At 42.7% G+C, this 21,202-nt stretch carries 25 protein-coding genes and 1 pseudogene; 1 reads left to right on the top strand and 25 read right to left on the bottom strand.

Annotation, left to right across the window (positions count from 1 at the left end; translation table 11 throughout):
• Positions 1–37 precede the first annotated feature (37 nt).
• A complete protein-coding gene (locus ACLV7H_RS02250) occupies positions 38–571 on the top strand; it encodes a DUF402 domain-containing protein (RefSeq protein WP_000775318.1) in 534 nt (177 codons plus the stop codon).
• Between the two features lie 69 nt (positions 572–640).
• Here ACLV7H_RS02250 and ACLV7H_RS02245 read toward each other — a convergent pair whose 3' ends face one another.
• The 25 genes and pseudogenes from ACLV7H_RS02245 to rbfA form a co-directional block, all read right to left on the bottom strand.
• Complete coding sequence (locus tag ACLV7H_RS02245) at positions 641–1,408, bottom strand: epoxyqueuosine reductase QueH (protein ID WP_411866239.1); 768 nt, start codon at positions 1,406–1,408, stop codon at positions 641–643.
• A 139-nt stretch (positions 1,409–1,547) separates the two neighbouring features.
• The gene (gene groL, locus ACLV7H_RS02240; RefSeq protein WP_411866238.1) at positions 1,548–3,170 is read right to left on the bottom strand and encodes a chaperonin GroEL; all 1,623 of its coding nucleotides are present in this window, start codon (positions 3,168–3,170) and stop codon (positions 1,548–1,550) included.
• A 15-nt stretch (positions 3,171–3,185) separates the two neighbouring features.
• Entirely contained in the window at positions 3,186–3,470 is a 285-nt protein-coding gene (gene groES / locus ACLV7H_RS02235) for a co-chaperone GroES (protein WP_411866237.1), read from the bottom strand.
• Positions 3,471–3,626: 156 nt separating this feature from the next.
• On the bottom strand, positions 3,627–4,022 hold the full coding sequence (locus ACLV7H_RS02230; protein ID WP_045591772.1) for a single-stranded DNA-binding protein: 396 nt from the start codon (positions 4,020–4,022) through the stop codon (positions 3,627–3,629).
• A gap of 76 nt (positions 4,023–4,098) precedes the next feature.
• Positions 4,099–4,860, bottom strand: a complete 762-nt coding sequence (locus tag ACLV7H_RS02225) for an SDR family NAD(P)-dependent oxidoreductase (protein WP_045591774.1) — start codon at positions 4,858–4,860, stop codon at positions 4,099–4,101.
• Positions 4,861–4,901: 41 nt separating this feature from the next.
• Positions 4,902–5,528 (bottom strand): YtpR family tRNA-binding protein, encoded by a 627-nt coding sequence (ytpR, locus tag ACLV7H_RS02220; RefSeq protein WP_049485008.1) that lies wholly within the window; start codon positions 5,526–5,528, stop codon positions 4,902–4,904.
• Positions 5,529–5,543: 15 nt separating this feature from the next.
• Positions 5,544–5,861 carry a thioredoxin family protein gene (locus tag ACLV7H_RS02215; protein ID WP_045591779.1) on the bottom strand — a complete coding sequence of 106 codons (318 nt, stop codon included), beginning with the start codon at positions 5,859–5,861 and terminating at the stop codon, positions 5,544–5,546.
• On the bottom strand, positions 5,858–6,157 hold the full coding sequence (locus ACLV7H_RS02210; RefSeq protein ID WP_045591780.1) for a DUF4651 domain-containing protein: 300 nt from the start codon (positions 6,155–6,157) through the stop codon (positions 5,858–5,860). The genes ACLV7H_RS02215 and ACLV7H_RS02210 overlap by 4 nt, the downstream gene beginning before the upstream one ends.
• A 174-nt stretch (positions 6,158–6,331) precedes the next feature.
• On the bottom strand, positions 6,332–7,939 hold the full coding sequence (locus ACLV7H_RS02205) for a CTP synthase (protein ID WP_049485009.1): 1,608 nt from the start codon (positions 7,937–7,939) through the stop codon (positions 6,332–6,334).
• A 331-nt stretch (positions 7,940–8,270) separates the two neighbouring features.
• The gene (gene rpoE, locus ACLV7H_RS02200) at positions 8,271–8,861 is read right to left on the bottom strand and encodes a DNA-directed RNA polymerase subunit delta (RefSeq protein WP_411866236.1); all 591 of its coding nucleotides are present in this window, start codon (positions 8,859–8,861) and stop codon (positions 8,271–8,273) included.
• A 404-nt stretch (positions 8,862–9,265) separates the two neighbouring features.
• A complete protein-coding gene (locus ACLV7H_RS02195) occupies positions 9,266–10,411 on the bottom strand; it encodes an FtsX-like permease family protein (RefSeq protein WP_411866235.1) in 1,146 nt (381 codons plus the stop codon).
• A 3-nt stretch (positions 10,412–10,414) separates the two neighbouring features.
• Positions 10,415–11,095: an ABC transporter ATP-binding protein gene (locus ACLV7H_RS02190; RefSeq protein WP_033629367.1), complete on the bottom strand. Its 681-nt coding sequence runs from the start codon at positions 11,093–11,095 to the stop codon at positions 10,415–10,417.
• Positions 11,092–11,667, bottom strand: coding sequence for a TetR/AcrR family transcriptional regulator (locus ACLV7H_RS02185; protein ID WP_411866234.1), 576 nt, complete (start codon positions 11,665–11,667; stop codon positions 11,092–11,094). Before ACLV7H_RS02185 ends, ACLV7H_RS02190 begins: the two co-directional genes overlap by 4 nt.
• Before the next feature lie 118 nt (positions 11,668–11,785).
• On the bottom strand, positions 11,786–11,929 hold the full coding sequence (locus ACLV7H_RS02180; RefSeq protein ID WP_411867085.1) for a hypothetical protein: 144 nt from the start codon (positions 11,927–11,929) through the stop codon (positions 11,786–11,788).
• Positions 11,930–11,966: 37 nt separating this feature from the next.
• A pseudogene (locus ACLV7H_RS02175) lies at positions 11,967–12,722 on the bottom strand (DUF3883 domain-containing protein).
• A gap of 69 nt (positions 12,723–12,791) precedes the next feature.
• On the bottom strand, positions 12,792–15,443 hold the full coding sequence (locus ACLV7H_RS02170) for a valine--tRNA ligase (RefSeq protein WP_033605552.1): 2,652 nt from the start codon (positions 15,441–15,443) through the stop codon (positions 12,792–12,794).
• A complete protein-coding gene (locus tag ACLV7H_RS02165) occupies positions 15,436–16,014 on the bottom strand; it encodes an AAA family ATPase (RefSeq protein ID WP_411866233.1) in 579 nt (192 codons plus the stop codon). The genes ACLV7H_RS02170 and ACLV7H_RS02165 overlap by 8 nt, the downstream gene beginning before the upstream one ends.
• Positions 16,014–16,574 (bottom strand): GNAT family N-acetyltransferase, encoded by a 561-nt coding sequence (locus tag ACLV7H_RS02160; RefSeq protein ID WP_045591793.1) that lies wholly within the window; start codon positions 16,572–16,574, stop codon positions 16,014–16,016. The genes ACLV7H_RS02165 and ACLV7H_RS02160 overlap by 1 nt, the downstream gene beginning before the upstream one ends.
• A gap of 281 nt (positions 16,575–16,855) precedes the next feature.
• Positions 16,856–17,251 (bottom strand): helix-hairpin-helix domain-containing protein, encoded by a 396-nt coding sequence (locus ACLV7H_RS02155; protein ID WP_045591795.1) that lies wholly within the window; start codon positions 17,249–17,251, stop codon positions 16,856–16,858.
• Between the two features lie 97 nt (positions 17,252–17,348).
• Positions 17,349–17,603: a DUF1912 family protein gene (locus ACLV7H_RS02150; protein ID WP_000119707.1), complete on the bottom strand. Its 255-nt coding sequence runs from the start codon at positions 17,601–17,603 to the stop codon at positions 17,349–17,351.
• Between the two features lie 9 nt (positions 17,604–17,612).
• The gene (locus ACLV7H_RS02145) at positions 17,613–18,947 is read right to left on the bottom strand and encodes a DUF438 domain-containing protein (RefSeq protein ID WP_411866232.1); all 1,335 of its coding nucleotides are present in this window, start codon (positions 18,945–18,947) and stop codon (positions 17,613–17,615) included.
• The gene (locus ACLV7H_RS02140; protein ID WP_000368739.1) at positions 18,947–19,180 is read right to left on the bottom strand and encodes a DUF1858 domain-containing protein; all 234 of its coding nucleotides are present in this window, start codon (positions 19,178–19,180) and stop codon (positions 18,947–18,949) included. The genes ACLV7H_RS02145 and ACLV7H_RS02140 overlap by 1 nt, the downstream gene beginning before the upstream one ends.
• Positions 19,181–19,398: 218 nt before the next feature.
• Positions 19,399–19,581 carry a hypothetical protein gene (locus ACLV7H_RS02135; protein WP_000505781.1) on the bottom strand — a complete coding sequence of 61 codons (183 nt, stop codon included), beginning with the start codon at positions 19,579–19,581 and terminating at the stop codon, positions 19,399–19,401.
• Between the two features lies 1 nt (position 19,582).
• Positions 19,583–20,362 carry a hypothetical protein gene (locus tag ACLV7H_RS02130; RefSeq protein ID WP_411866231.1) on the bottom strand — a complete coding sequence of 260 codons (780 nt, stop codon included), beginning with the start codon at positions 20,360–20,362 and terminating at the stop codon, positions 19,583–19,585.
• 257 nt (positions 20,363–20,619) lie between these two features.
• Positions 20,620–20,970, bottom strand: coding sequence for a 30S ribosome-binding factor RbfA (rbfA, locus tag ACLV7H_RS02125; RefSeq protein ID WP_001273601.1), 351 nt, complete (start codon positions 20,968–20,970; stop codon positions 20,620–20,622).
• Positions 20,971–21,202 lie beyond the last annotated feature (232 nt).

Here is a 21,202-nt window from a genome sequence, read left to right as displayed (position 1 = left end):
AACGATAAACTTATAAATTGTAGAAAGTTGGTTAGTTATGAAACTTCCAAAAGAAGGCGACTTTATTACAATTCAAAGTTATAAGCATGATGGGAGTCTTCACCGTACTTGGCGGGACACCATGGTACTAAAAACAACAGAGAACGCCATTATCGGCGTCAACGACCACACACTTGTTACCGAAAGTGACGGTCGTCGTTGGGTGACTCGAGAACCGGCTATTGTTTACTTTCACAAAAAATATTGGTTTAATATCATTGCTATGATTCGCGATAATGGGATTTCCTACTATTGCAATATGGCTAGCCCCTACTATCTAGATGAGGAAGCCCTAAAATACATTGATTATGATTTGGATGTCAAGGTCTTCACTGATGGCGAAAAGCGCCTCTTGGACGTTGAAGAGTATGAGCGCCATAAACGTAAAATGAAGTATTCTGATGATTTAGACTATATTTTGAAAGAGCATGTTAAAATCCTTGTTGATTGGATTAACAATGGACGCGGTCCTTTCTCAGAGGCCTATGTCAACATTTGGTACAAACGCTACATAGAACTAAAGAATCGTTAAAGTTGTCAAACCTGGGTGAGAGCCCTGGTTTTTTATTTGAAAAACCCAGCCTGGAAGCTGGGTTAATTGCTATATATCTAATTTAGTGACGGTAAACTTGATATGGGAATAGTCTTTTTCAACATCCTTATCCAACAAGAAAGCCGTGGCATCCTTCTTAACCTGAACTAGGTCAATATTCTGGGCTTGAGCTGCATAGACGCATCCACAATAACATTGACGATAAATATCATACTCCTCGCACATCTCCACCGAACGCTTGTAGCCTTGATTTTTCTTGAAATCACTTGGGAGATAGTGGGTGGTATAAATCTTTTGTACATCGATTCCGATGCTATTGATGGTTTGAGAATTCTTATGGGGACTGATGGTCAAGGCTGAACCAAAGTAGTCAAAACCCAAGTCCATGGCCACTTGCGCCGTTTTATCCAAACGGTAGTCAAAGCACACCTTGCAGCGGTCGCCACCTTCGGGTTCTTCTTCCAACCCTCTGATTAACTTCCGGTATTCATTTGGTTCGTAGGGAGCTTCTAGGTACTGAACCGTATTGCCTGTTCGCTCATTGAAATCACTGACAAATTTCTTGGTGACATAGGCCCGCTTGTGGTATTCAGCTTTTGGATGAATATTAGAATTGGCAAAATAGATGGTCACATCCGCGTATTTGGTCAAGTACTCGAGGGTGTAGGTACTACAAGGAGCACAGCAAACATGCATGAGAATAGTTGGCCGTTCCTCATTCTTTTCCCAAACCTGAACCATTTTCTGCATGACACGATCATAATTAATCTTCTGATTGGGATTCATCTTGCTCAGAATTTCTTCTACATCAATCATGTTCTTCTCCTTTTACTATTAGTTATTTTACCACATATCACCAACCAGCTCAAATCTATTTTTGAAACGGAGACTAAAAAAAGGAGGGATAAGCATTCCCTCCTTTTGTGTTTTTTATGAATTGCTTAGTATAAACAGCTTACATCATCCCACCCATCATGCTTGGATCCATAGCTGGAGCTGGGGTTACTGGTTCTGGTTTATTGGCTACGACTGCTTCTGTTGTCAAAATCAAGCTGGCTACAGATGCCGCATTTTGAAGGGCAGAACGACTAACCTTAACTGGGTCGATGATTCCTTCTTCAATCATATTAACCCACTCACCAGTTGCTGCGTTGAAACCTGTACCAAGCTCAGCATTTTTCAAACGATCGATAACGATAGACCCTTCAAATCCTGCATTGTGGGCGATTTGACGAACAGGTTCTTCCAAGGCACGGAGAACAATACTACGTCCTGTTGCTTCGTCACCTGTCAATTCCAAGGCAGCAACAGCTGGAATCACATTGGCAAGAGCAGTTCCACCACCAGCAACGATTCCTTCTTCAACGGCTGCACGAGTAGCGTTGAGGGCATCTTCGATGCGGAGTTTCATTTCTTTCAACTCCGTTTCAGTTGCTGCTCCGACCTTGATGACTGCAACACCACCTGACAATTTTGCCAAGCGTTCTTGGAGTTTTTCACGGTCAAATTCAGAAGTTGTGGTTTCGATTTGTGACTTGATAACTGCAACACGGTGGGAAATGGCTTCAGGATTGCCAGCACCTTCTACGATAACCGTACTGTCTTTGTCCACAGTCACTCTAGCGGCTTGACCAAGCGCTTCAATGGTCGCATCTTTCAACTCAAGACCAAGATCTTCTGTGATGACTGTTCCACCTGTCAAAATAGCGATGTCTTCAAGCATGGCTTTACGACGGTCACCAAAGCCAGGAGCTTTGACAGCAACGACGTTGAAGGTTCCACGAATCTTGTTCAATACAAGAGTTGGCAGAGCTTCGCCATCCACATCATCTGCAATAATCAAGAGTGGACGATTGCTTTGGAGGATGCTTTCTAGGAGTGGCAAGATTTCTTGGATATTGGAAATCTTCTTGTCTGTAATCAAGATGTATGGATTTTCAAGGTCAGCCACCATCTTTTCGCTATCTGTCACCATGTACTGTGAAAGGTAACCACGGTCAAACTGCATTCCTTCCACGACTTCAAGCTCTGTTTCCATACCACGCGACTCTTCGATGGTGATGACACCATCTTTGCCAACTTTTTCCATGGCTTCAGAGATGTATTCGCCGACTTTTTCAGAACGAGAAGATACAGCGGCAACCTGAGCAATGGCTTCTTTATTAGCAACTGGAATGGCATTGTTTTTCAAGGCTTCTACAGCTGCGGCAACCGCTGCTTCGATCCCACGACGGATACCGATTGGATTGGCACCTGCTGTGACGTTCTTGATTCCTTCACGTACGATAGCTTGAGTCAAAACAGTTGCAGTTGTCGTTCCGTCACCTGCGATATCGTTGGTCTTTGAAGCCACTTCTGATACCAATTTGGCACCCATATTTTCAAAATGGTCTTCCAACTCGATTTCTTTGGCAATAGTCACACCGTCATTGGTAATCAATGGTGAACCAAATGATTTTTCCAACACAACGTTACGACCTTTTGGTCCCAAGGTTACTTTAACAGTATCTGCAAGAATATCGACACCACGAACCATAGCTGAACGAGCATCAGATGAAAATTTAATTTCTTTTGACATACTTACTTTCTCCTTCTATTCTTCAATGATTGCCAAGATGTTGGCTTCGCCAACGATGATGTACGTTTCATCTCCATCTTTGACATCAATACCAGCGTGGGCTTCAACTAAGACACGGTCCCCAGCCTTAACGCTCGGAACAACCAAGTCACCATTCAAGGTACGAACACCTTGTCCAGTAGCTACAACTTGGGCTGTTTTGGGTTTTTCTTGGGCTGAGCCTGCAAGGACAAAGCCTCCAACAGTTTGTTCTTTTTCTTCGATTTTCAAGACCACACGGTCTCCTAATGGTTTCAACATCTGTTTTCCTCCATGATGAGATACATATTATTAGCACTCTTTATATCTGAGTGCTAATTTATAGTTCTATTGTATCACTTGGTCAGAAATAGTCAAGAAAAAAGTCTGACTTTCTCAAGATAAAAAAGCCTAAGATTGACTCAGGCTTTTCTATGCTTAAAATGGTAATTCTTCCTCTTCCAAAACCAAGTCCGCCAAATCCTGTCCTGCATTATTTTCACGCATGGCACGTTGGGCACGACTTTCCAAGAGTTGGAATCCTGTCACGAGAACTTCGGTCACGTAGTTCATCTGGCCATTTTTCTCAAATCGACGGGTACGAAGTTCTCCATCCACAGAGATAAGACTACCTTTAGTTGCGTAGCTTGCCAAGGTTTCAGCCATTTTTCCCCAAAGAACCAGATTGACAAAGTCAGCTTCGCGTTCGCCATTTTGGTCTTTGTAACGACGGTTCACAGCGATAGTTGCTCGCGCTACTGACTTGTCATTGTTGGTCTTGTGCAATTCTGGCGTAGACGTCAAACGCCCAATCATGATAACTTTATTATACATATTTTCTTCCTCCTACTTATCTATTCGTAGGAAATCAAAAAAGTTACAGAAATTTGTAACTTTTCGAGAAAATTTTTTATTTTTTATGAACCATAAAACCTGTCGCTTGTTGATTGGCCATAATGGTCATATCTGTAATCTGCACACGACGAGGCTGACTGGTCACATAGACCACTGTATCTGCAATATCCTGAGCTTGCAAGGCTTCTATTCCCTGATAGACCGCCTCAGCTCGCTCTTTGTCACCATGAAAACGTACTGTAGAAAAATCTGTTTCGACAATCCCCGGTTGAATAGTTGTCACCTTGATGTCCGTTGCGATCGTATCAATTCGAAGCCCATCTGAAAAAGTCTTGACAGCAGCCTTGGTGGCTGAGTAGACCGCTGCACCAGCGTAGGCGTAAATTCCTGCAGTTGACCCCATGTTGATGATATGTCCTTGATTGGCTTTTGCCATTGCTGGCAAGAAAGAACGAGTGACTGCCATCAAACCTTTGACATTGGTATCTAGCATAGTCAGCATATCCAGCTCTTCATAGTCTTGATAGGGAGCCAAGCCAAGAGCTAGTCCAGCGTTATTGACCAAGATATCAATCTGCCCTATCGTTTCCAAAATATCGGAGCAGACAGTCTTGACCATGGTCATATCCGTGACATCCAGTGGAAAGGTACAAACTGTTTGATTAGGAAAAGTTTCTGCAAACTCTGACTTGAGAGTCTCTAGTCTGTCTGTCCGTCGCCCTGTTAGAACGACATTCTCCCCCTGCTCTAGATAAGCACGCGCAATCGCTTCACCGATTCCTGAGGTCGCTCCCGTAATCACTACATTTTTTGCCATCTTATTTCCTTCTATCTGGTCTATCAAATGCTGACAATTTCCTAGGCAGTCCAGTGCTTGGCTGGGTCGAATGGTGTTCCGATAACTTGGTCTTCTGATAATTCAATAACCCCACGTTTTTGCGGAGCATTTGGCAAATGCAACTCACGAGGACTGCACATCATGCCAAAACTCTTTTCACCGCGAAGTTCGCCTGGGAAAATGAGATTTCCTTTTGGCATCATCGCTCCAGGAAGAGCTACAATGGTTTTCAAACCGACACGCGCATTAGGAGCACCTGCAACGATTTGCACAGTCTTATCACTTGCGACTGCTACTTGGCAGATATTGAGGTGGTCACTATCCGGATGAGCTACCATCTCGACAATTTCACCGACAACAAACTTAGGTTCTTTGTCATTGACAATTTCTTCCACAAAGCCTTCCGCCTGCAATTCTTGGTTCAAACGAGCGACTTGCTCATCTGATAAAAAGACTTGACCACGCTCTGCAATTTCAAACAAACTTGAAACTTCGAAAATATTCCACGCTACTGTTTCTCCATTTTCTTTGAGGAAAACACGAGCTACTTTGCCTTTGCGCTCCACGTCCAGTTTGGCATCTCCGCTATTTTTCACGATGACCATAAGGACATCGCCGACATGTTCTTTGTTATATGTAAAAATCATTGTTTCCTTTTTCTCCTATTTCAGTCCTGCTAAAAAGTCGTTAATTTCTTCCTTGCTTTTACGGTCACGATTGACAAAACGGCCGATTTCCTTGTCCTTTTCTAGTACAACAAGGCTAGGAATTCCGTAAACATCCCAGAGTTTAGCTAAATCCATATACTGGTCTCGGTCCACGCGAATAAAGGTGAATTCTGGATTGGTCTCCTCAATCTCTGGCAAGGATGGATAGATATAACGACAATCGCCACACCAGTCCGCCACAAAAAGGAAAACCTTCTTGCCATCTTTTTCTACTAAAGATGCCAATTCTTCTAAACTTGCTGGTTGTATCATAAGACTTCCTCCTCATAGACTAGGTCTTCATTTTCATAGACAAAGGTATAGTGACGGCCATCCTCGAAAATGACTCCTCCGACGAGTCGCTCTAGACTGCTTTCGTAGACTTGAACATAGAGAGTCGCAATCTCACCCATATCTGAGAAAAGTTCGCGCACAATAGCGGTCAACTCTTCTTGATTCTTCATAAGTTTGTGGTTATCTGCTGCTTTTTTGGCACCCAAAGCGAGGGCACTTAGACCAGCCACTGTCAAGCCAGTCATCCATAATTTCTTAGCTTTCATACCATTCATTGTAACACAAAAAGGGCTCTAGGACAAATGGGGAAGCAGTATATGAGCAAGGAAAATCACTTCCCTCGGTGAGGAAAGTGAACTTCTGATTCTTATCGACAAGCATCTGAGTTAGCAAGATTTTCCTGAATGGATTAAAAACCTCTGAGATTGTTCTCAAAGGTTCTGATTTTGCTAATTGCTGTTCTCAACTGCTGCAGTAACAAAGGCAGTGTAGAGTTCCTCTGGACGGTTTGGGCGGCTGGAAAGTTCAGGGTGATACTGACAAGCCACAAAGAATTTATTTTCAGGAATTTCCACAATTTCGACCAAACGATTGTCTGGAGAAACACCTGAGAAGACAAAACCTGCTGCCTCAAACTGCTCACGGAAGGCGTTGTTAAACTCATAACGGTGACGGTGACGGCGTTGCACCACTTCTTGATCATGATAAGCAGCTGCTGCCTTAGAGCCACGTTTCAACTTAGATGGATAAAGTCCCAAACGAAGGGTTCCCCCCATATCCTCAACATCAACCTTGTCACGCATGATATCAATGATAGGGTATTTTGTATCTGGTGCAAGCTCTGCAGAATTGGCACCTTCAAGCCCTAAAACGTGACGAGCAAACTCGATACAAGTCAACTGCATTCCCAAACAGACTCCCAACATTGGAACGTCATTCTCACGCGCATAGCGGATGGCTTGGATTTTTCCTTCTGTACCACGTTGACCAAAACCTCCTGGTACGATGATTCCGTCCGCATCCGACAAGAGCTCCGCCACATTCTCTGCTGTCACATCATTGGCATTGATCCAATTAATCTTCACTTCTGCGTCGTTGGCATACCCAGAGTGTTTCAAGGCTTCGACCACAGAGATGTAGGCATCTTGCAACTCCACATACTTACCAACGAGGGAAATCTTGACCTGTTTCTTGAGGTTCATGACCTTATCCACCATGGCTGACCACTCTGTCATATCCGCTGCTGGTGCATCTAATTTCAAGTGGTCACAAACAATTTGGTCCATACCTTGTGCCTGCAAATTCAATGGAATTTGGTAAAGATGTTCAACATCCAATGATTCGATGACAGCTTCTGGTGCTACGTCACAGAACTGAGCTAGTTTATTTTTAATTCCTTGACCAGCTGGTTTTTCTGTACGAATAACCAACATATTTGGCTGGATTCCCAATCCACGCAATTCTTTTACAGAGTGTTGAGTTGGTTTGGTCTTCATTTCACCAGCAGCCTTGAGGTAAGGAAGCAAGGTTGTATGGATGTACATAACATTATCCGCCCCCACATCTGCCTTCATCTGACGAAGGGCCTCTAAGAATGGCAAGGACTCGATATCTCCTACTGTTCCACCCACCTCTGTAATAATGACATCAGAATCAGTCGTTAGAGCGGCACGCTTGATTTTTTCTTTCAAAGCATCTGTGATATGAGGAATAACCTGAACAGTTGCCCCAAGGTATTCTCCACGGCGTTCCTTACGAAGAACTTCACTGTAAATTTTCCCAGTTGTCACGTTGGAATATTTGTTGAGATTGATATCGATGAAACGTTCATAGTGACCCAAGTCCAAATCGGTCTCAGCCCCATCATCTGTCACAAAGACTTCCCCGTGCTGATAAGGACTCATGGTTCCCGGATCGATATTGATATAAGGGTCAAACTTTTGAATCGTTACTTTGAGACCACGATTTTTCAAAAGACGGCCCAGACTTGCTGCCACAATCCCTTTCCCAATAGACGATACCACACCACCAGTTACAAAAATATATTTCGTAGACATAGAATCCTCTTTCTAAAATGCTCAAGGTCTTGTTAGCTACAAGGGGAGATAGAGAACAAGACCTTTATGGATAACGACTTTTCAAGAAAAACTTCCTGAAAAAACAAAAACAGCTCCCTAGTAACTAGGGAGCCCCGACCTCTAAAAGAGGTGCCCGAACAATATAATACCTCAAAGCAGAACATTTGTCAATCCGAATCGGTAAAACCTGAAAATAAGAAGATTGCTTTCAGAAAACCAACTAAAGATCTACAACCCAACGGAAGACTCACTTAACTACTCTACCCAAGCGACAAAAAAGGAGATCAGGCGATCTCCTTTTAAAGGCATTTTACTGTTCTTCACTCGTTTCAGCATCATCGTCAGAAAACTCGTCGTCTTCTTCGTTGAGATCCACGTCTTCACCCAAGTCATCAGGGGCGATTTCGTTGATTTCCGCATCGTAAGCTTCCACTTCATTTTTCTCATCATCTGGATTTTCATCATCATATGAAAGAGCTGGGTCTGCTTCGTATGCGTCTTCGTCTTCTGGATCATCTGCATTGTAGTCAATAGCATCTGAATCACCATCCATGAAGGCATTGACACGCTGCTTCTTAGCTTTTGGTGCTACTTCTTCGTCGTCACTTTCTTCAAGAGCGATGATTTCTTCATCGATTTCGTCCACACCATACCATGAACGAAGACCCCATTTGTTGTCTCCAAGTGAGATGAAGCTACCGTCAAAGTTCAACTCTGTGTAGAACAAAGGCAAGGCTTCGCGGACATCGCTGTTTGATGTTCCAAGGTAGTTTTGAATTTCATTTACAAGATCGCTAAAATGCATCTCATGATCGCGACCACGAAGTTCCAAGATAGCACGCGCTACCTCAATCATAGATAGTTCACTTTTTTCTTGCCCAGCAAATACTTCTAATTCCAAAGCGTTTCTCCTCATTTTTACTACTATCGTCAGAGCAGATAGACTCTGACCTCATTTTATCATGTACTCTTTATTGTACGATAATTTTGCGGAATAGTCAAAGGTTAAGAAAAAATAAAGGTGAAATATTTCAGCTAATTGAAAGACCTGTGTAACATGACCACAGATATATTGATTTATTTATAACTCAAGGCTACAACTCCAATACCAACCACAAACTGCAAGAGGATTCCTACAGAGATAAAGAATTATTTGTCGCATCAAATCAAGTAAAAAGATCATTTCAGGTCCTGCCAGTAACTTCGTTTTCTCTCCTTTATTTCATTTTCCCTAGAATAGTGAAAATTCCTTCTCTTGTTAATGAGTTTCATAAGAAAAAGGCTGGAGAATCCAACCTTCTCTATTTATTCAGCTAAGAGTACTTCTTTGATGGTTTGCTTTTGGAGTTTTCTGTTGGATAGATAAAAGAGGCTTTCATAAACCACAGCAAAACCGATCAAAGTCCAGAAGCAAACATTCCCATCAAAGTGATGCTCAATCTTTTCAGGAACCGTATCTTTGATCACACCAATCAAGATTTCCATGATAGCGTACTGATAAGCCGTCCCAAGAACAAATCCTAGATAGGCCCAGAAACGATAGGGAGATAGGATATGACCTTGGCATTCACGATCTGTGTAGCCAAAAGCCTTCATAAGAGCCAGGGTTTCGCGACTTTCTGAGACGACAATCCCCAATGACAAAAAGAGAATAGAGAAAGAAAGGATCAAGCCAATCATGATCATCATGGTTTGGATGATGTCATCTGTGTAGTCCCTTAGACCAAAGGACAATTGAACCATGGCCGCAAAACACATAGAGCCAAAGACTACAAAAAACAGGATCGATTTTCTCCCCCAAATCAGCGACGAAGACAACTCTTTTAGGAAGGATTTTTCTTTCCTAGGAGTACTTTTTTTCCTTTTGACCTTAATCGGTGTTGAGTATTTTTTCAATAGGCGAAGGGCCGGCGTTTGTAGTTGTCTTCTAGCATAGCCAATCGCAAGAACCATAAAGAAAGTTGTTGGCAGTATCACTAAAGCGATCAAGAGCTGCCAGTGAAAATGAATGGTGATTTCTGGCAGGATCCCCTTTTCATTCCGGAAGTCATAAAAATGCCCCATCATAAGAAAAGAAGCAAAATAGCCAAGAAGCGCTCCGGCACCAAAACTGAGCCCAAATGCCCAAAATCGTTTAGCCAACTGGCCATTGCTATAGCCCAAAGCCTTTAAAATTCCTAATTGTTCCTTGTGATCATCAACAAATTGTTTGATATAAAAGCACATGAGAAGGATCGAAGTCAAGGACAAGACAACCCCACTGACCATGGCCACCATCCAGGAAAGTGAAACCTGGGCATCATAATAGGCCGTAATCATCGGATTGGTTTTAGAAATCTCCAACTTCTCGATATCAAGATAAAAATTCAAGAAGAGATTGGCCACAAAGACCGCACAGGCTCCAATGATACTGACGACAACTAATTTTCGAATATCTTTTACTGAAAACATGGCTTACCATCCAATCTCATAAGCAGTCTGAGGCTGATCATTGGTCACAACTTCGGTAATCTTGCCACTATTGACGCGAATGATGGTTCTGGCCATATCCGCAATATTTTGGTTGTGTGTCACCATGATTAGGGTAAAGCCTAGCTTTTCCTTCAACTTCCAGATATAGTCGAGAATCTTGCGCCCCGTTTCTTCATCCAGAGCTCCCGTCGGCTCATCTAAGAAAAGAATCTCTGGCTTTTTGGCTAAGGCACGAGCAATGGAGACTCTCTGCTGTTCGCCGCCAGACAATTCACTCGGATACTTGTCCAGCTTATCGCCAAGTCCCAAATCCTCGATAATCTGCAAAAAATCATGATTGTCTGCCAGGTCAGCTCCCATCTTTACATTCTGTCTGACCGTAAGATTAGGCAATAAATAATACTGCTGGAAAATAAAGGCAATCTTCTCACGTCTAAAGGCCGTCAATTGAGCATCCGTGAGTTGTGATAAATCTTGCGCTTGAATGAGGATATGCCCCTCGTCTACCTTCTCTAATCCTGACAATACGTTTAAGAGAGTTGACTTGCCTGATCCAGAAGGACCGAGGATAACCACATCATCCTGGTCTTGAATCTGCAAATCAATCCCTTTTAAAACCTTGGTTTGGCCGTAACTTTTGTGCACATTTTCTAGTTGAATCATTTCTTTCCTACCATTTCTTTGATGAGAGATTGACAAACCTCTGTCAGTAATCCAATCACTTCTTCCATGCTGAATTGATAAATACCAGAAGCAACCATAGAGGCCATGCCGTGTGAGTAGATAAATAAATGCTGGTACAGGCGACTAGCCTCCTCTAACGTCAATGGATAGTCTGCTACAATCGATTCCAGAACCAATTGGTAACTATGATCCTTCATAGGAAGAAAATCTTGAAAGCGACGAATCGGATCTTTACTAGGATTTTGGAAAAGCAATTGAAAAAGTTGGGGCTCTTTTGAGGCGAACAGGATATAAGAAACTCCGACAGATCGAAATGGCTTCTCATCTTCTAAAGCCTTTCGTATATACTCCACTACGACCATCTCTGCAGCAACAATAACCTCTGCTTGTAACTCGGCCATATTGGCAAATTGCCCAAAAATCACTCTCGGTGTAGCTCCCAGTTGCTCCGCTAATGCTCGAGCCGTCAAACTCGCCATTCCCTCTTCTCTCACCAATTGTAAAGCTGTCCCAATGATAGTCTCTTTACTAAATTTAACCTTTGGTGGCATAAGACTCCTTTCACGCAACATTTGTTGCGCAACACTTGTTGCATAAAAATATACCATAAAAAAGAAAGACTTGTCAAGAAAAAACTGTAAAACACAAAACAAAAAGACAGAGGACGTTTTATTTCTTTGCTACCCAGCCGATAGCATAGCTAGGTGGATTTTCGGTATCAAGCCAGATGAATTCAATCCCGATTTCCTCATTTTTAAACTTGGTCAAGCCAATACCATTGATTTCTAGTTCGTTGAGTCGTTGTCCTGTCAAAACTTCTCGTTCCTTCAATTAGAAAAGTTAAGGTGAACTAATATAAATCTTCTAAGCTTCTATATTCTATGACTTCATTTTTTATGATGCTCTTTTTGAATTCAAAATGATTCAAAGGATTATCGATTAATACTAACTTTGTAATATCATCCAGGTTAGTAACCAAGGATAGAATAAAATCTGATTTAAACTCTTTAGCTTTCTCAAATTCTCTGGCAGTCAAACGAACGCGACCCTTAAGTTTTCGAATACCTTTAACTTCAGCAAGATAAGAATGTTCTTGAACATCTACTTGGAAATCATATCCATCACCATAAAGACGTGCATCAGTCAATAGTCCTTCTTGAAATTTTTCTTCTTTATCAAAATGGAGTATAATATAATTTTCTGCTTCCATTCCAGTTTCTTGTAGACGTTTGAATTTAGTTCAAACTATTGGCTTTTGAACGATGGTTATGCCTGTTTTCTCCCCTTCACTTGCAAGCAACATTTTAAGGATTTCTGCATAACTGTGAACATCTTCATTCCCAAACATCATGTCAATTAAATCTTTACGAAAACGGTAGACTTCAGCTTTTTGCCACCAGCCTTTTCTATTGTTATCAAAATAAGGGTCGAATAAATCCATTCTATTTTTAACTACCCCAGTTGTTTCTGCGATACCCAAAGAAACTATATAACGATAAAACTCAGATTTACTAGAGCATTGAAACTCTTTTATAAATAACTTATCAAATTTGGCAAGACCATAGCTAATTAAATTTAACAATTCATAATGAGGGTGTTTGGACATCACTTTCTCCATCAATAGATATTGATTTCATTATACAAAAAAACACGGCTCATCACCGTGTTTCTATGTTTATTTCACCAACTTCTTCATCTCATCAATACGCGCTACGGTCGCATCGTACTTGGCTTGGTAGTCGGCTTGTTTGTCGCGTTCTTTTTGGACGACTTCTGGTTTGGCATTGGCTACGAAGCGTTCGTTAGAGAGCTTCTTGCCGACCATATCCAGTTCTTTTTGCCATTTAGCCAGTTCTTTGTCGAGACGAGCCAGTTCTTCTTCGACATTGAGGAGGTCTGCCAGTGGCAGGTAGATTTCTGCTCCTGTGATGACGCTTGACATAGCCAGTTCAGGTGCAGGGATGTTTGAAGCGATTTCCAAGTGTTCTGGATTTGTGAAACGTTTGATATAGTTGACATTGCTGTTAAAGAAGGCTTCCAAGTCGCTGTCGCTTGTCTTAACAAGGATGGTGATTGGCTTGCTTGGTGCTACGTTTACTTCCGCACGCGCATTCCGAACAGCACGGATCAAGTCTTTGAGGCTTTCCACACCAGTGTGAGCCGCAAGGTCTTCAAAGGCTGGGTTGACAGTTGGGTATTCTGCTGTAACGATAGAGCCTTCTGAGATTTGCCCAAAGATTTCCTCGGTCACGAATGGCATGATTGGGTGGAGGAGACGAAGGATCTTGTCCAAAGTATAAAGGAGAACAGAACGTGTGATGACTTTTTCTTCTTCGTTATCGCTATAAAGGACTTCCTTGGTCAATTCAACGTACCAGTCCGCAAACTCATCCCAGATGAAGTTGTAGAGGATGTGGCCAGCAACACCAAATTCAAACTTGTCAAAGTTTTCAGTGACTTTACCGATAGTTTCATTGAGGTTGTGAAGAATCCAACGGTCAGTGACATTTCCAGCTTCCTTGTTAACCACTTTTTCGACATTGGCCGTTGCTTGCTCGAGGGTCAAGCCTTCATTGTTCATGAGGATGTAGCGAGAGATGTTCCAGATCTTGTTAATGAAGTTCCATGAAGCATCCATTTTCTCGTAAGAGAAGCGGACGTCTTGTCCTGGTGCAGAACCGTTTGATAGGAACCAACGCAGGCTATCTGTTCCGTACTTATCAATAACATCCATTGGATCAATCCCGTTACCGAGAGACTTAGACATCTTGCGTCCTTGCTCGTCACGAATGAGACCGTGAATCAAGGCATTTTTGAATGGCGACTTGCCAGTAAATTCCAACCCTTGGAAAATCATCCGAGATACCCAGAATGGGATAATATCATAACCAGTCACCAAGGTTGATGTTGGATAATAACGTTTAAAGTCTTCTGAGTCGACATCCGGCCAGCCCATAGTTGAGAAAGGCCAAAGGGCAGAGCTGAACCAAGTATCCAAGACGTCTTCGTCCTGAGTCCATCCGTCGCCTTCTGGAGCTTCTTCGCCGACGTACATTTCACCTTCAGCATTGTACCAAGCAGGGATTTGGTGACCCCACCAGAGCTGACGAGAAATTACCCAGTCGTGGACATTTTCCATCCATTGGAGGAAGGTATCGTTGAAACGAGGTGGATAGAATTCTACCTTGTCCTCTGTGTCTTGGTTGGCAATGGCATTTTTAGCCAATTGGTCCATCTTGACGAACCACTGAGTTGACAAGCGTGGTTCAACTACTACACCTGTACGCTCTGAGTGACCAACACTGTGTACACGTTTTTCGATTTTAACAAGGGCACCGATTTCCTCCAACTTGGCAACGACTGCCTTACGAGCTTCAAAACGGTCCATACCCGCAAATTCAAAGGCAAGCTCATTCATAGTACCGTCGTCGTTCATAACGTTAACTTGTGGCAAGTTGTGGCGTTGACCAACTAAGAAGTCGTTTGGATCGTGGGCTGGTGTGATTTTCACGACACCAGTACCAAACTCAGGATCTGCGTGTTCGTCCCCAACGATTGGGATGAGTTTGTTAGCGATTGGAAGGATGACGTTTTGACCAATTAGGTCCTTGTAGCGTGGATCTTCTGGATTGACCGCAACAGCAACGTCCCCAAACATGGTCTCAGGACGAGTTGTCGCAACTTCAAGGGCGCGTGAGCCATCTTCCAGCATGTAGTTCATGTGGTAGAAAGCACCTTCGACATCCTTATGGATAACCTCGATATCAGACAGTGCTGTGCGAGCTGCTGGGTCCCAGTTGATGATAAACTCACCACGGTAGATCCAGCCTTTCTTGTAAAGTTCGACAAAAACCTTGCGGACGGCTTTTGACAAGCCTTCGTCAAGAGTGAACCGTTCGCGAGAGTAGTCTACAGAGAGTCCCATCTTGCCCCATTGTTCCTTGATGGTCGTCGCATACTCGTCTTTCCATTCCCAGACTTTCTCGAGGAATTTCTCACGACCGAGGTCATAACGGCTAATGCCCTCTCCACGCAAGCGCTCCTCAACCTTAGCTTGAGTTGCGATACCCGCGTGGTCCATTCCTGGTAGCCAAAGCGTGTCAAAGCCTTGCATCCGTTTTTGACGAATGATGATATCCTGCAAAGTTGTATCCCAAGCGTGACCAAGGTGGAGTTTACCAGTTACGTTTGGTGGTGGAATAACGATGGAATAAGGCTTAGCCTTTTGATCGCCTGAAGGCTTGAAAACATCCGCATCAAGCCATTTTTGGTAACGACCAGCCTCAACCTCGGCTGGATTGTATTTAGGTGAAAGTTCTTTAGACATGTGTTTGTCCTTTCTCTATTGTTTTCATTTTATCTTGAATCCGCTTGGCAACTTCGGCTGCAGACAGATTCGTATTATTTATTTTAAGGTAGTGGTGCAGCTCATTCGGTTGGTTTTGAGAATTTAATTGAAGGATTTCAGTGGTCTCTAAAATTTCTCTTTCAGATATCTCAATATGTCTTTTTAATGGTTTATTCTTTAATCGATTCTCCGTTCGATTTCGATGTAAGCGCTCCTCAAGACTCGTTTCCAACTCCACAAAAAGAATCTCTTGATGATAATCATCCAACAAATTCTGAATTTGCTTCAAATAAATCAGCTGGTAATCATTTGAAAAATCAATTACGTCTGTTAAAATTATCGACCTATGATTCCGAGCGCTTGTTTCAAGAAACGAAAAGGTAATCCCTCGAACAAACTCCCACATTTCCTCTGTAAAGTCCTGATAGATTTCTAGTGCAAAATCGATAGCTTTATGGTTATAAAAGAGGGTAGCATCTGTCAGTCGAGATAACTCTTGACCAATCGTCATTTTCCCAGAAGCCGGAGCCCCAATGATGAAAATGTGCATCAAACCACCTCCCACTCACTCCTCAGCAAGCCATACCTCAAATCATCACAGCGATTGTCCTGAGCATCTTTGCGGTCTCTTATGCGAGCTTCAAGGGTAAAACCAAGCTTCTCTGCGACTCGTTGACTTTGGATATTGTAGCCAAAGCAAGTCAGTTCAATCTTATGCAGATTCAATTCTTTAAAAGCTAGGTCAATCAAGGCACACGCTGCTTCTGGAACATAACCTAGACCCCAATGGTCTGGATGTAAGATATAGCCAATCTCCAAGACATCATCCTCGTGACGACGAGGGAAATCAACAGAGCCGATGACCTTATCGGTTCCTTTAACGACAATCCCATAACCTGCTGGGAGATTTTCCTTTTGATTGCGCTCAGGAAGGATATGCTCTAGATAATAAATCTCATCTTCCAAGGTCTTGACGGGCGGAAAGCCTGCTGGATAGGAAACTTCTGACCTACTGGCATAGTCAAAGATATCCACAACATCAGTCACGGTACGGACTCGTAAGACTAGCCGCTCGGTCTCTATTCGTTCTGGCAACTCTGCTCTTATCATCCTTCTACCTCGCTTTCTACAAAAAATCGCCCCTGTCATTAATCTGACAGGGACGAATGTGTTTATCCGCGGTACCACCCAATTTCGGGCAGAGACGCCCGCAACTCTCGTCTTTATAATAAAAAGACAATATTATTTCAATTTTTCATCCATCAGCAACAAGTTTTGACACATTTGTGGACTTCTCAGCACCGCCACTTTCTGTAAAATGCGGAATTCAAAACACCTCTAATGGCTTTATTGTAACAAGTTTTTCTCGGAAATGCAAGGGGCAAGAAAGATTACTTGAACTTGATGCCGTTTTCTTTTAATTTCTTGATCGTAGCTGGGCCGATTCCTTTCAAGGCAAGGAGTTCTTTTTCAGTCCAGTTTTTGAAGTCAGAAGCTGACTTGATGCCTTCATCATAGAAAGTCTTAGCGCGATCTACTGAGAGGCCACCCAAAGTAGCTGCGAAATCTTCTACAGAATTGGCTACTTTTTGAGCTTGTTCCTTGGTCGCTTCTACTGCTTGTTCCATTTTTTTAGAGACAACTTTTCCCGCTTGGCTAGCAGATTTTTCTGCGTGTTTCACGACTTTCTTGGTCTCTTCGACAACCTTGGTCACCGTATTTGAAAAGGCACCTGAACGACGAAGGCTGTTTCGCAATTGTTTTTTACGTTGGAGTTTCTTTGACATGATAAAATCCTTTCAATAAAAAATCCCTGCTCTGACAAGGATTTAATAAAAATATTTTATCAAGATTTTAGCAAAAAATCAAGAAAGTATCTGAATTTTAATAGTTTCGCTCACCAAATAATCCTTCTGGCAAATCATGAAATCCCTTGCCCGCCTTGAAATTTTCAAATTTACCCAGCAAGAACTGATAAGCATCCAAACGGCTTTCGTAGCGAATCATGGCATCTTTGGCACGTTCGTCTTGGTCTTCTTCGTAGACTTTTTGACTTTCCTTGTGCGCCATGTCGTTGATCATAATCTGGGTATTCACCCAGGCCTCAAATTCCTTCATAAATTCTTGTTCGTAACTCATTGCTTCTCCTTATTCTAATCCACGGAAATAGTCCGTATCAATCTCACGGTAGGGCTGGATATCCTGAACATACTCCAACACTCCTTGAAATTCTCCGTTTTCATCGTGTACTGCAGCGTAGGTGATGTGGACAAACTTGCCTCGCGACTCAGACTTGAACCACATTTCATACTTGTCCTTGACCCCTTCACGAAGACCTTGCATGATAGCTTTGACTTTCTCCAAATATTTTGGAGGATGACATAACTCGACATTTCGCCCGACTTGGGACGGTATCCGTTTGAAAATCATCTCATCAGCTGGCGTATTGTCATTGTAATACTGGAAAATATCGTCCTTATTAACAAAGGTAATTTCCATAGGGAGGTGATTGAGGATGAGATTGGCCTGCTCGACGGAGAGATAGCCATTCCCAAAAGCCTGTTGACTATGACGGTCCAGCACTGCTTCCTTTTCCTTAGGGGTAAAGGTAATGGTGAACTGTCCTTCTGGTGTATTGATAACTTGCTGAACTTGACCCTCTGCCGTGTCTAGCTGCACGGGCTCCTCTGCACTCTTTTCCTCAACAAAGCTCTGACGTTCTGGAACCCATTTCTCAGACGGACGGACGATGGCATAGCCGTAAGCATCGCTCTCCTCCGCAATCTGAATCCAATCATCCTGGGTGAAAGACTCAAGGAGAATCATGAGGAGGATGGACTCTTCCTTGAAAATCATGCTCTCAAACTCTGTCGCAAAAGCTTCAAAATCTTCTTTTACACTGCTAATCGACACTTCTGGTAGTGACTTGGCTGTCGTTAAAGCTGTTTGAAAGAGTTCCCTGATCTGGTCATCCACTCCCCACATAACTTTTGGAGGTGAATCGTGTCCATAGCGCTCCATGATGGGGAAAAAGAGCTCTTCCTTGCGCTGGTAGTGAATGTCAAATTGCCCTAAAAGCCCCATTTGACGGACCAAACCCTTGCGCATCTCTGCCAGCATTTCCTCGTCTCCCATAGACTCATAGGTATCTAACAGTCTCCGAATGCGAATCAAGGCAGCACGGAGAGCCAGATTTTCATCCTTGAAGATGCGAACGGGATGACCAGGATGCTCGGTATCCTCTACCTCCACACCCTTAACAGCATTTTTAAAAAGATTGGCATGGACATCACAGAGCTCCATGACATCTTCAAAGGTGACTCCTGAATCTGAGTTCATCAGCTCGTGCTCCATGAGGGAAATCTCGATGGCTGACACACCTGTAAAGGTCGCATCAAAACGCTCCTGAACTGACTCAGGAGAGGCGCCATTGTGCAATTCTAACAAAATATCCCGTAGGATATGAATCCGTTCATCTGCCATTAGTCTAATCCAATCACTTCGTAACCATTCGCTTCCAGTGTGCGGACAATCTTGTCCATAGGAGTTCCTTCAAGCTTAGAACCCTGTTTGAGCGATACCTTGCGACCGACTGTATTGCGCATTAAGGGATTAGCAAGTGGTTTAAAACCGAGCTCTACTAGGATTTCCAAGACTTCTGGATGCTTGTCCACCACTTCTGCAACGGGAATTGACACATCGATGATATTATCCATGACGACCTCCATGTATGTTCTAATACTCAATGAAAATCAAAGAGCAAACTAGGAAGCTAGCCGCAGGCTGTACTTAAGTACGGCAAGGTGAAGCTGACGTGGTTTGAATTTGATTTTCGAAGAGTATAAAATGATTTTACTGCTTATATTATACCATATGGGAAGAGATTAAAAAACTAGCAGCGGAGTTCCTGCTAGTTTCTTTCATTCATTTCAAGTTATTCCTTATCATCTGGTTTTGCGAGCCACTGGGCTACATCCATCAACTTGTCAGCAAGCAGTACTTTCCCGAAACCTACTAGAGCATTGTCGTCTTTTTTCATGTTCTTCAGGACTTTGACGCTTTGCATCACGAAAAAGTAATTCCCGTAAGTCTTTGCTAGAATTTTAATGAATCCCATATTACTCTCCTTCGATGATTTCGACCTCTTTTCGGATAATATCAACATCTTTTTGATATTGCACTTCATTGTAGTTGACTAGCTTGGACAATTCCTGTTGCAATCTTTCCCCCATCGGTTTCATGGTCGCAAAGGTTAAGCCACCAGAAATGACTCCGCCTAGGATAGGAATCACTTTTCCCATTCCTTTGGCTAAGCCTCCTTTTGTAAGATTAACACCAAAAATTTTCAAAATTTTCTCTAAAATAGGATACCAGAGCGTCTTTGTCAAAGCTTTCTTATTCACTACTTTTATGACTTGCTTGGCTACTGTCACACCGCCTGATCGAAGCAGAGCACCTGCACCATTTACTCCCAGCATCACTCCGAGATATAGTAGGAGTGTGTTTTTAGCTTCCTCGCTCAACTCATTGCGCGATGCCCATAGATCATCAAATCCGTAAATATACCCTAGTTCCTGAGCTAGTTTTAATGAGAAAGCGTAAAACTGGGCTACATCTGTTGGAATGGTGATCGCCATGATAATACCTCCAGGTAGACCAGCCAAAACCGATGTTCCACTAGCCAGCAAGACATTGTCCTTAATACAGGCCTTTGCCACTCGATCTAAGCTTTCCTGAGGCAACAAAGAGGTCGGCCCTTGTTCAATCAAAGTTGGAAGATCCTTACGATCTAATTCCTTGGAAAACTTTTCTACTAAAAATTTCTCTCGATCAACTTTGACAACAGGAAGTTTCACCACTTGTTGCAGTACTTGCATAGCTATATCTTGTTTAGCCATATGTCTCTCCGTTTTTCATTTATATCAAGCTTTATCATATCATACTATTTGAAATTTACAAATTTTTTAAACTGCATTTTACAAGTGCAACATATTGATGATTAGCAAATAGACTACTCTGACAAGAAAAAAGAGGGTCATCCCCTCTTTTTTATACTCAATGAAAATCAAAGAGCAAACTAGGAAGCTAGCCGCAGGCTGTACTTGAGTACGGCAAGGCGACGCTGACATGGTTTGAATTTGATTTTCGAAGAGTATTAGTTCTTATCCAGATTGCGTAGCATTTCGTCAATCTTGTTTCCATATTCGATAGATTCGTCTTTGACGAAAGTCAAATCTGGGATTTTGTACAATTTCAAATTGCGACCAAGTTCACGTTTGATGGTACCAGTTGCTTTTTCAAGCCCGATTTGAGCTTTTTGGTTATCCGAAGCAAGGTTACTCAAAATGGTGTAGTAAACCTTGGCAACGGACAAGTCACCTAGCATCTGAACATCTGTGATGGTCACACCTTGGACTCGCGGATCACGGACTTTCTTTTGCAAAATCTCATTGACTTCACGCTTGATTTCCATGCCCACACGGTCCGTACGGAAATGATTTGCCATGATATTCCTTTCTCTACTTTGAACCAAAAGCTAGGCCAGCAGACCTAGCTTTTTTTAAATTTATTGATTTTCAGTTCAAATTGAAACGAAGTTCAATTTGAACTCATCCGCTTCTTTCGCTGTGGTGAAAGTGATGGGACTATTTTATCAGTCCCATCACAGGGGATTTTTGAGACTCTAGGCTCAAAAATAAGCAATGAAACCATCGGTTTGCTTGCGTCCCTCACCACCT

The organism is Streptococcus oralis (genome assembly GCF_965111685.1).
GTDB classification, from domain to species: Bacteria; Bacillota; Bacilli; order Lactobacillales; family Streptococcaceae; genus Streptococcus; species Streptococcus oralis_B.
Note: the sequence above shows the minus strand (reverse complement) of the source record. Positions and strands in the feature narration are given on the sequence as shown.

Bases quoted from the DNA above. Each gene is read 5' to 3' on its own strand.
- ACLV7H_RS02210 (WP_045591780.1), bottom strand. From the start codon at position 6,157: ATGAATGGTATGAAAGCTAAGAAATTATGGATGACTGGCTTGACAGTG.
- ACLV7H_RS02130 (WP_411866231.1), bottom strand. From the start codon at position 20,362: ATGGCTAAACAAGATATAGCTATGCAAGTACTGCAACAAGTGGTGAAA.
- ACLV7H_RS02160 (WP_045591793.1), bottom strand. From the start codon at position 16,574: ATGATAAGAGCAGAGTTGCCAGAACGAATAGAGACCGAGCGGCTAGTC.
- ACLV7H_RS02170 (WP_033605552.1), bottom strand. From the start codon at position 15,443: ATGTCTAAAGAACTTTCACCTAAATACAATCCAGCCGAGGTTGAGGCT.
- ACLV7H_RS02195 (WP_411866235.1), bottom strand. From the start codon at position 10,411: ATGTTTTCAGTAAAAGATATTCGAAAATTAGTTGTCGTCAGTATCATT.
- ACLV7H_RS02150 (WP_000119707.1), bottom strand. From the start codon at position 17,603: ATGAGTTACGAACAAGAATTTATGAAGGAATTTGAGGCCTGGGTGAAT.
- ACLV7H_RS02250 (WP_000775318.1), top strand. From the start codon at position 38: ATGAAACTTCCAAAAGAAGGCGACTTTATTACAATTCAAAGTTATAAG.
- ACLV7H_RS02185 (WP_411866234.1), bottom strand. From the start codon at position 11,667: ATGCCACCAAAGGTTAAATTTAGTAAAGAGACTATCATTGGGACAGCT.
- rbfA (WP_001273601.1), bottom strand. From the start codon at position 20,970: ATGGCAAATCATTTCCGTACGGACCGTGTGGGCATGGAAATCAAGCGT.
- ACLV7H_RS02135 (WP_000505781.1), bottom strand. From the start codon at position 19,581: ATGGGATTCATTAAAATTCTAGCAAAGACTTACGGGAATTACTTTTTC.
- ACLV7H_RS02140 (WP_000368739.1), bottom strand. From the start codon at position 19,180: ATGGATAATATCATCGATGTGTCAATTCCCGTTGCAGAAGTGGTGGAC.
- ACLV7H_RS02230 (WP_045591772.1), bottom strand. From the start codon at position 4,022: ATGTATAATAAAGTTATCATGATTGGGCGTTTGACGTCTACGCCAGAA.
- ACLV7H_RS02245 (WP_411866239.1), bottom strand. From the start codon at position 1,408: ATGATTGATGTAGAAGAAATTCTGAGCAAGATGAATCCCAATCAGAAG.
- groES (WP_411866237.1), bottom strand. From the start codon at position 3,470: ATGTTGAAACCATTAGGAGACCGTGTGGTCTTGAAAATCGAAGAAAAA.
- ACLV7H_RS02145 (WP_411866232.1), bottom strand. From the start codon at position 18,947: ATGGCAGATGAACGGATTCATATCCTACGGGATATTTTGTTAGAATTG.
- ytpR (WP_049485008.1), bottom strand. From the start codon at position 5,528: ATGATTTTTACATATAACAAAGAACATGTCGGCGATGTCCTTATGGTC.
- ACLV7H_RS02190 (WP_033629367.1), bottom strand. From the start codon at position 11,095: ATGATTCAACTAGAAAATGTGCACAAAAGTTACGGCCAAACCAAGGTT.
- ACLV7H_RS02155 (WP_045591795.1), bottom strand. From the start codon at position 17,251: ATGTCAAAGAAACTCCAACGTAAAAAACAATTGCGAAACAGCCTTCGT.
- ACLV7H_RS02165 (WP_411866233.1), bottom strand. From the start codon at position 16,014: ATGCACATTTTCATCATTGGGGCTCCGGCTTCTGGGAAAATGACGATT.
- groL (WP_411866238.1), bottom strand. From the start codon at position 3,170: ATGTCAAAAGAAATTAAATTTTCATCTGATGCTCGTTCAGCTATGGTT.
- ACLV7H_RS02205 (WP_049485009.1), bottom strand. From the start codon at position 7,939: ATGTCTACGAAATATATTTTTGTAACTGGTGGTGTGGTATCGTCTATT.
- ACLV7H_RS02215 (WP_045591779.1), bottom strand. From the start codon at position 5,861: ATGATACAACCAGCAAGTTTAGAAGAATTGGCATCTTTAGTAGAAAAA.
- ACLV7H_RS02225 (WP_045591774.1), bottom strand. From the start codon at position 4,860: ATGGCAAAAAATGTAGTGATTACGGGAGCGACCTCAGGAATCGGTGAA.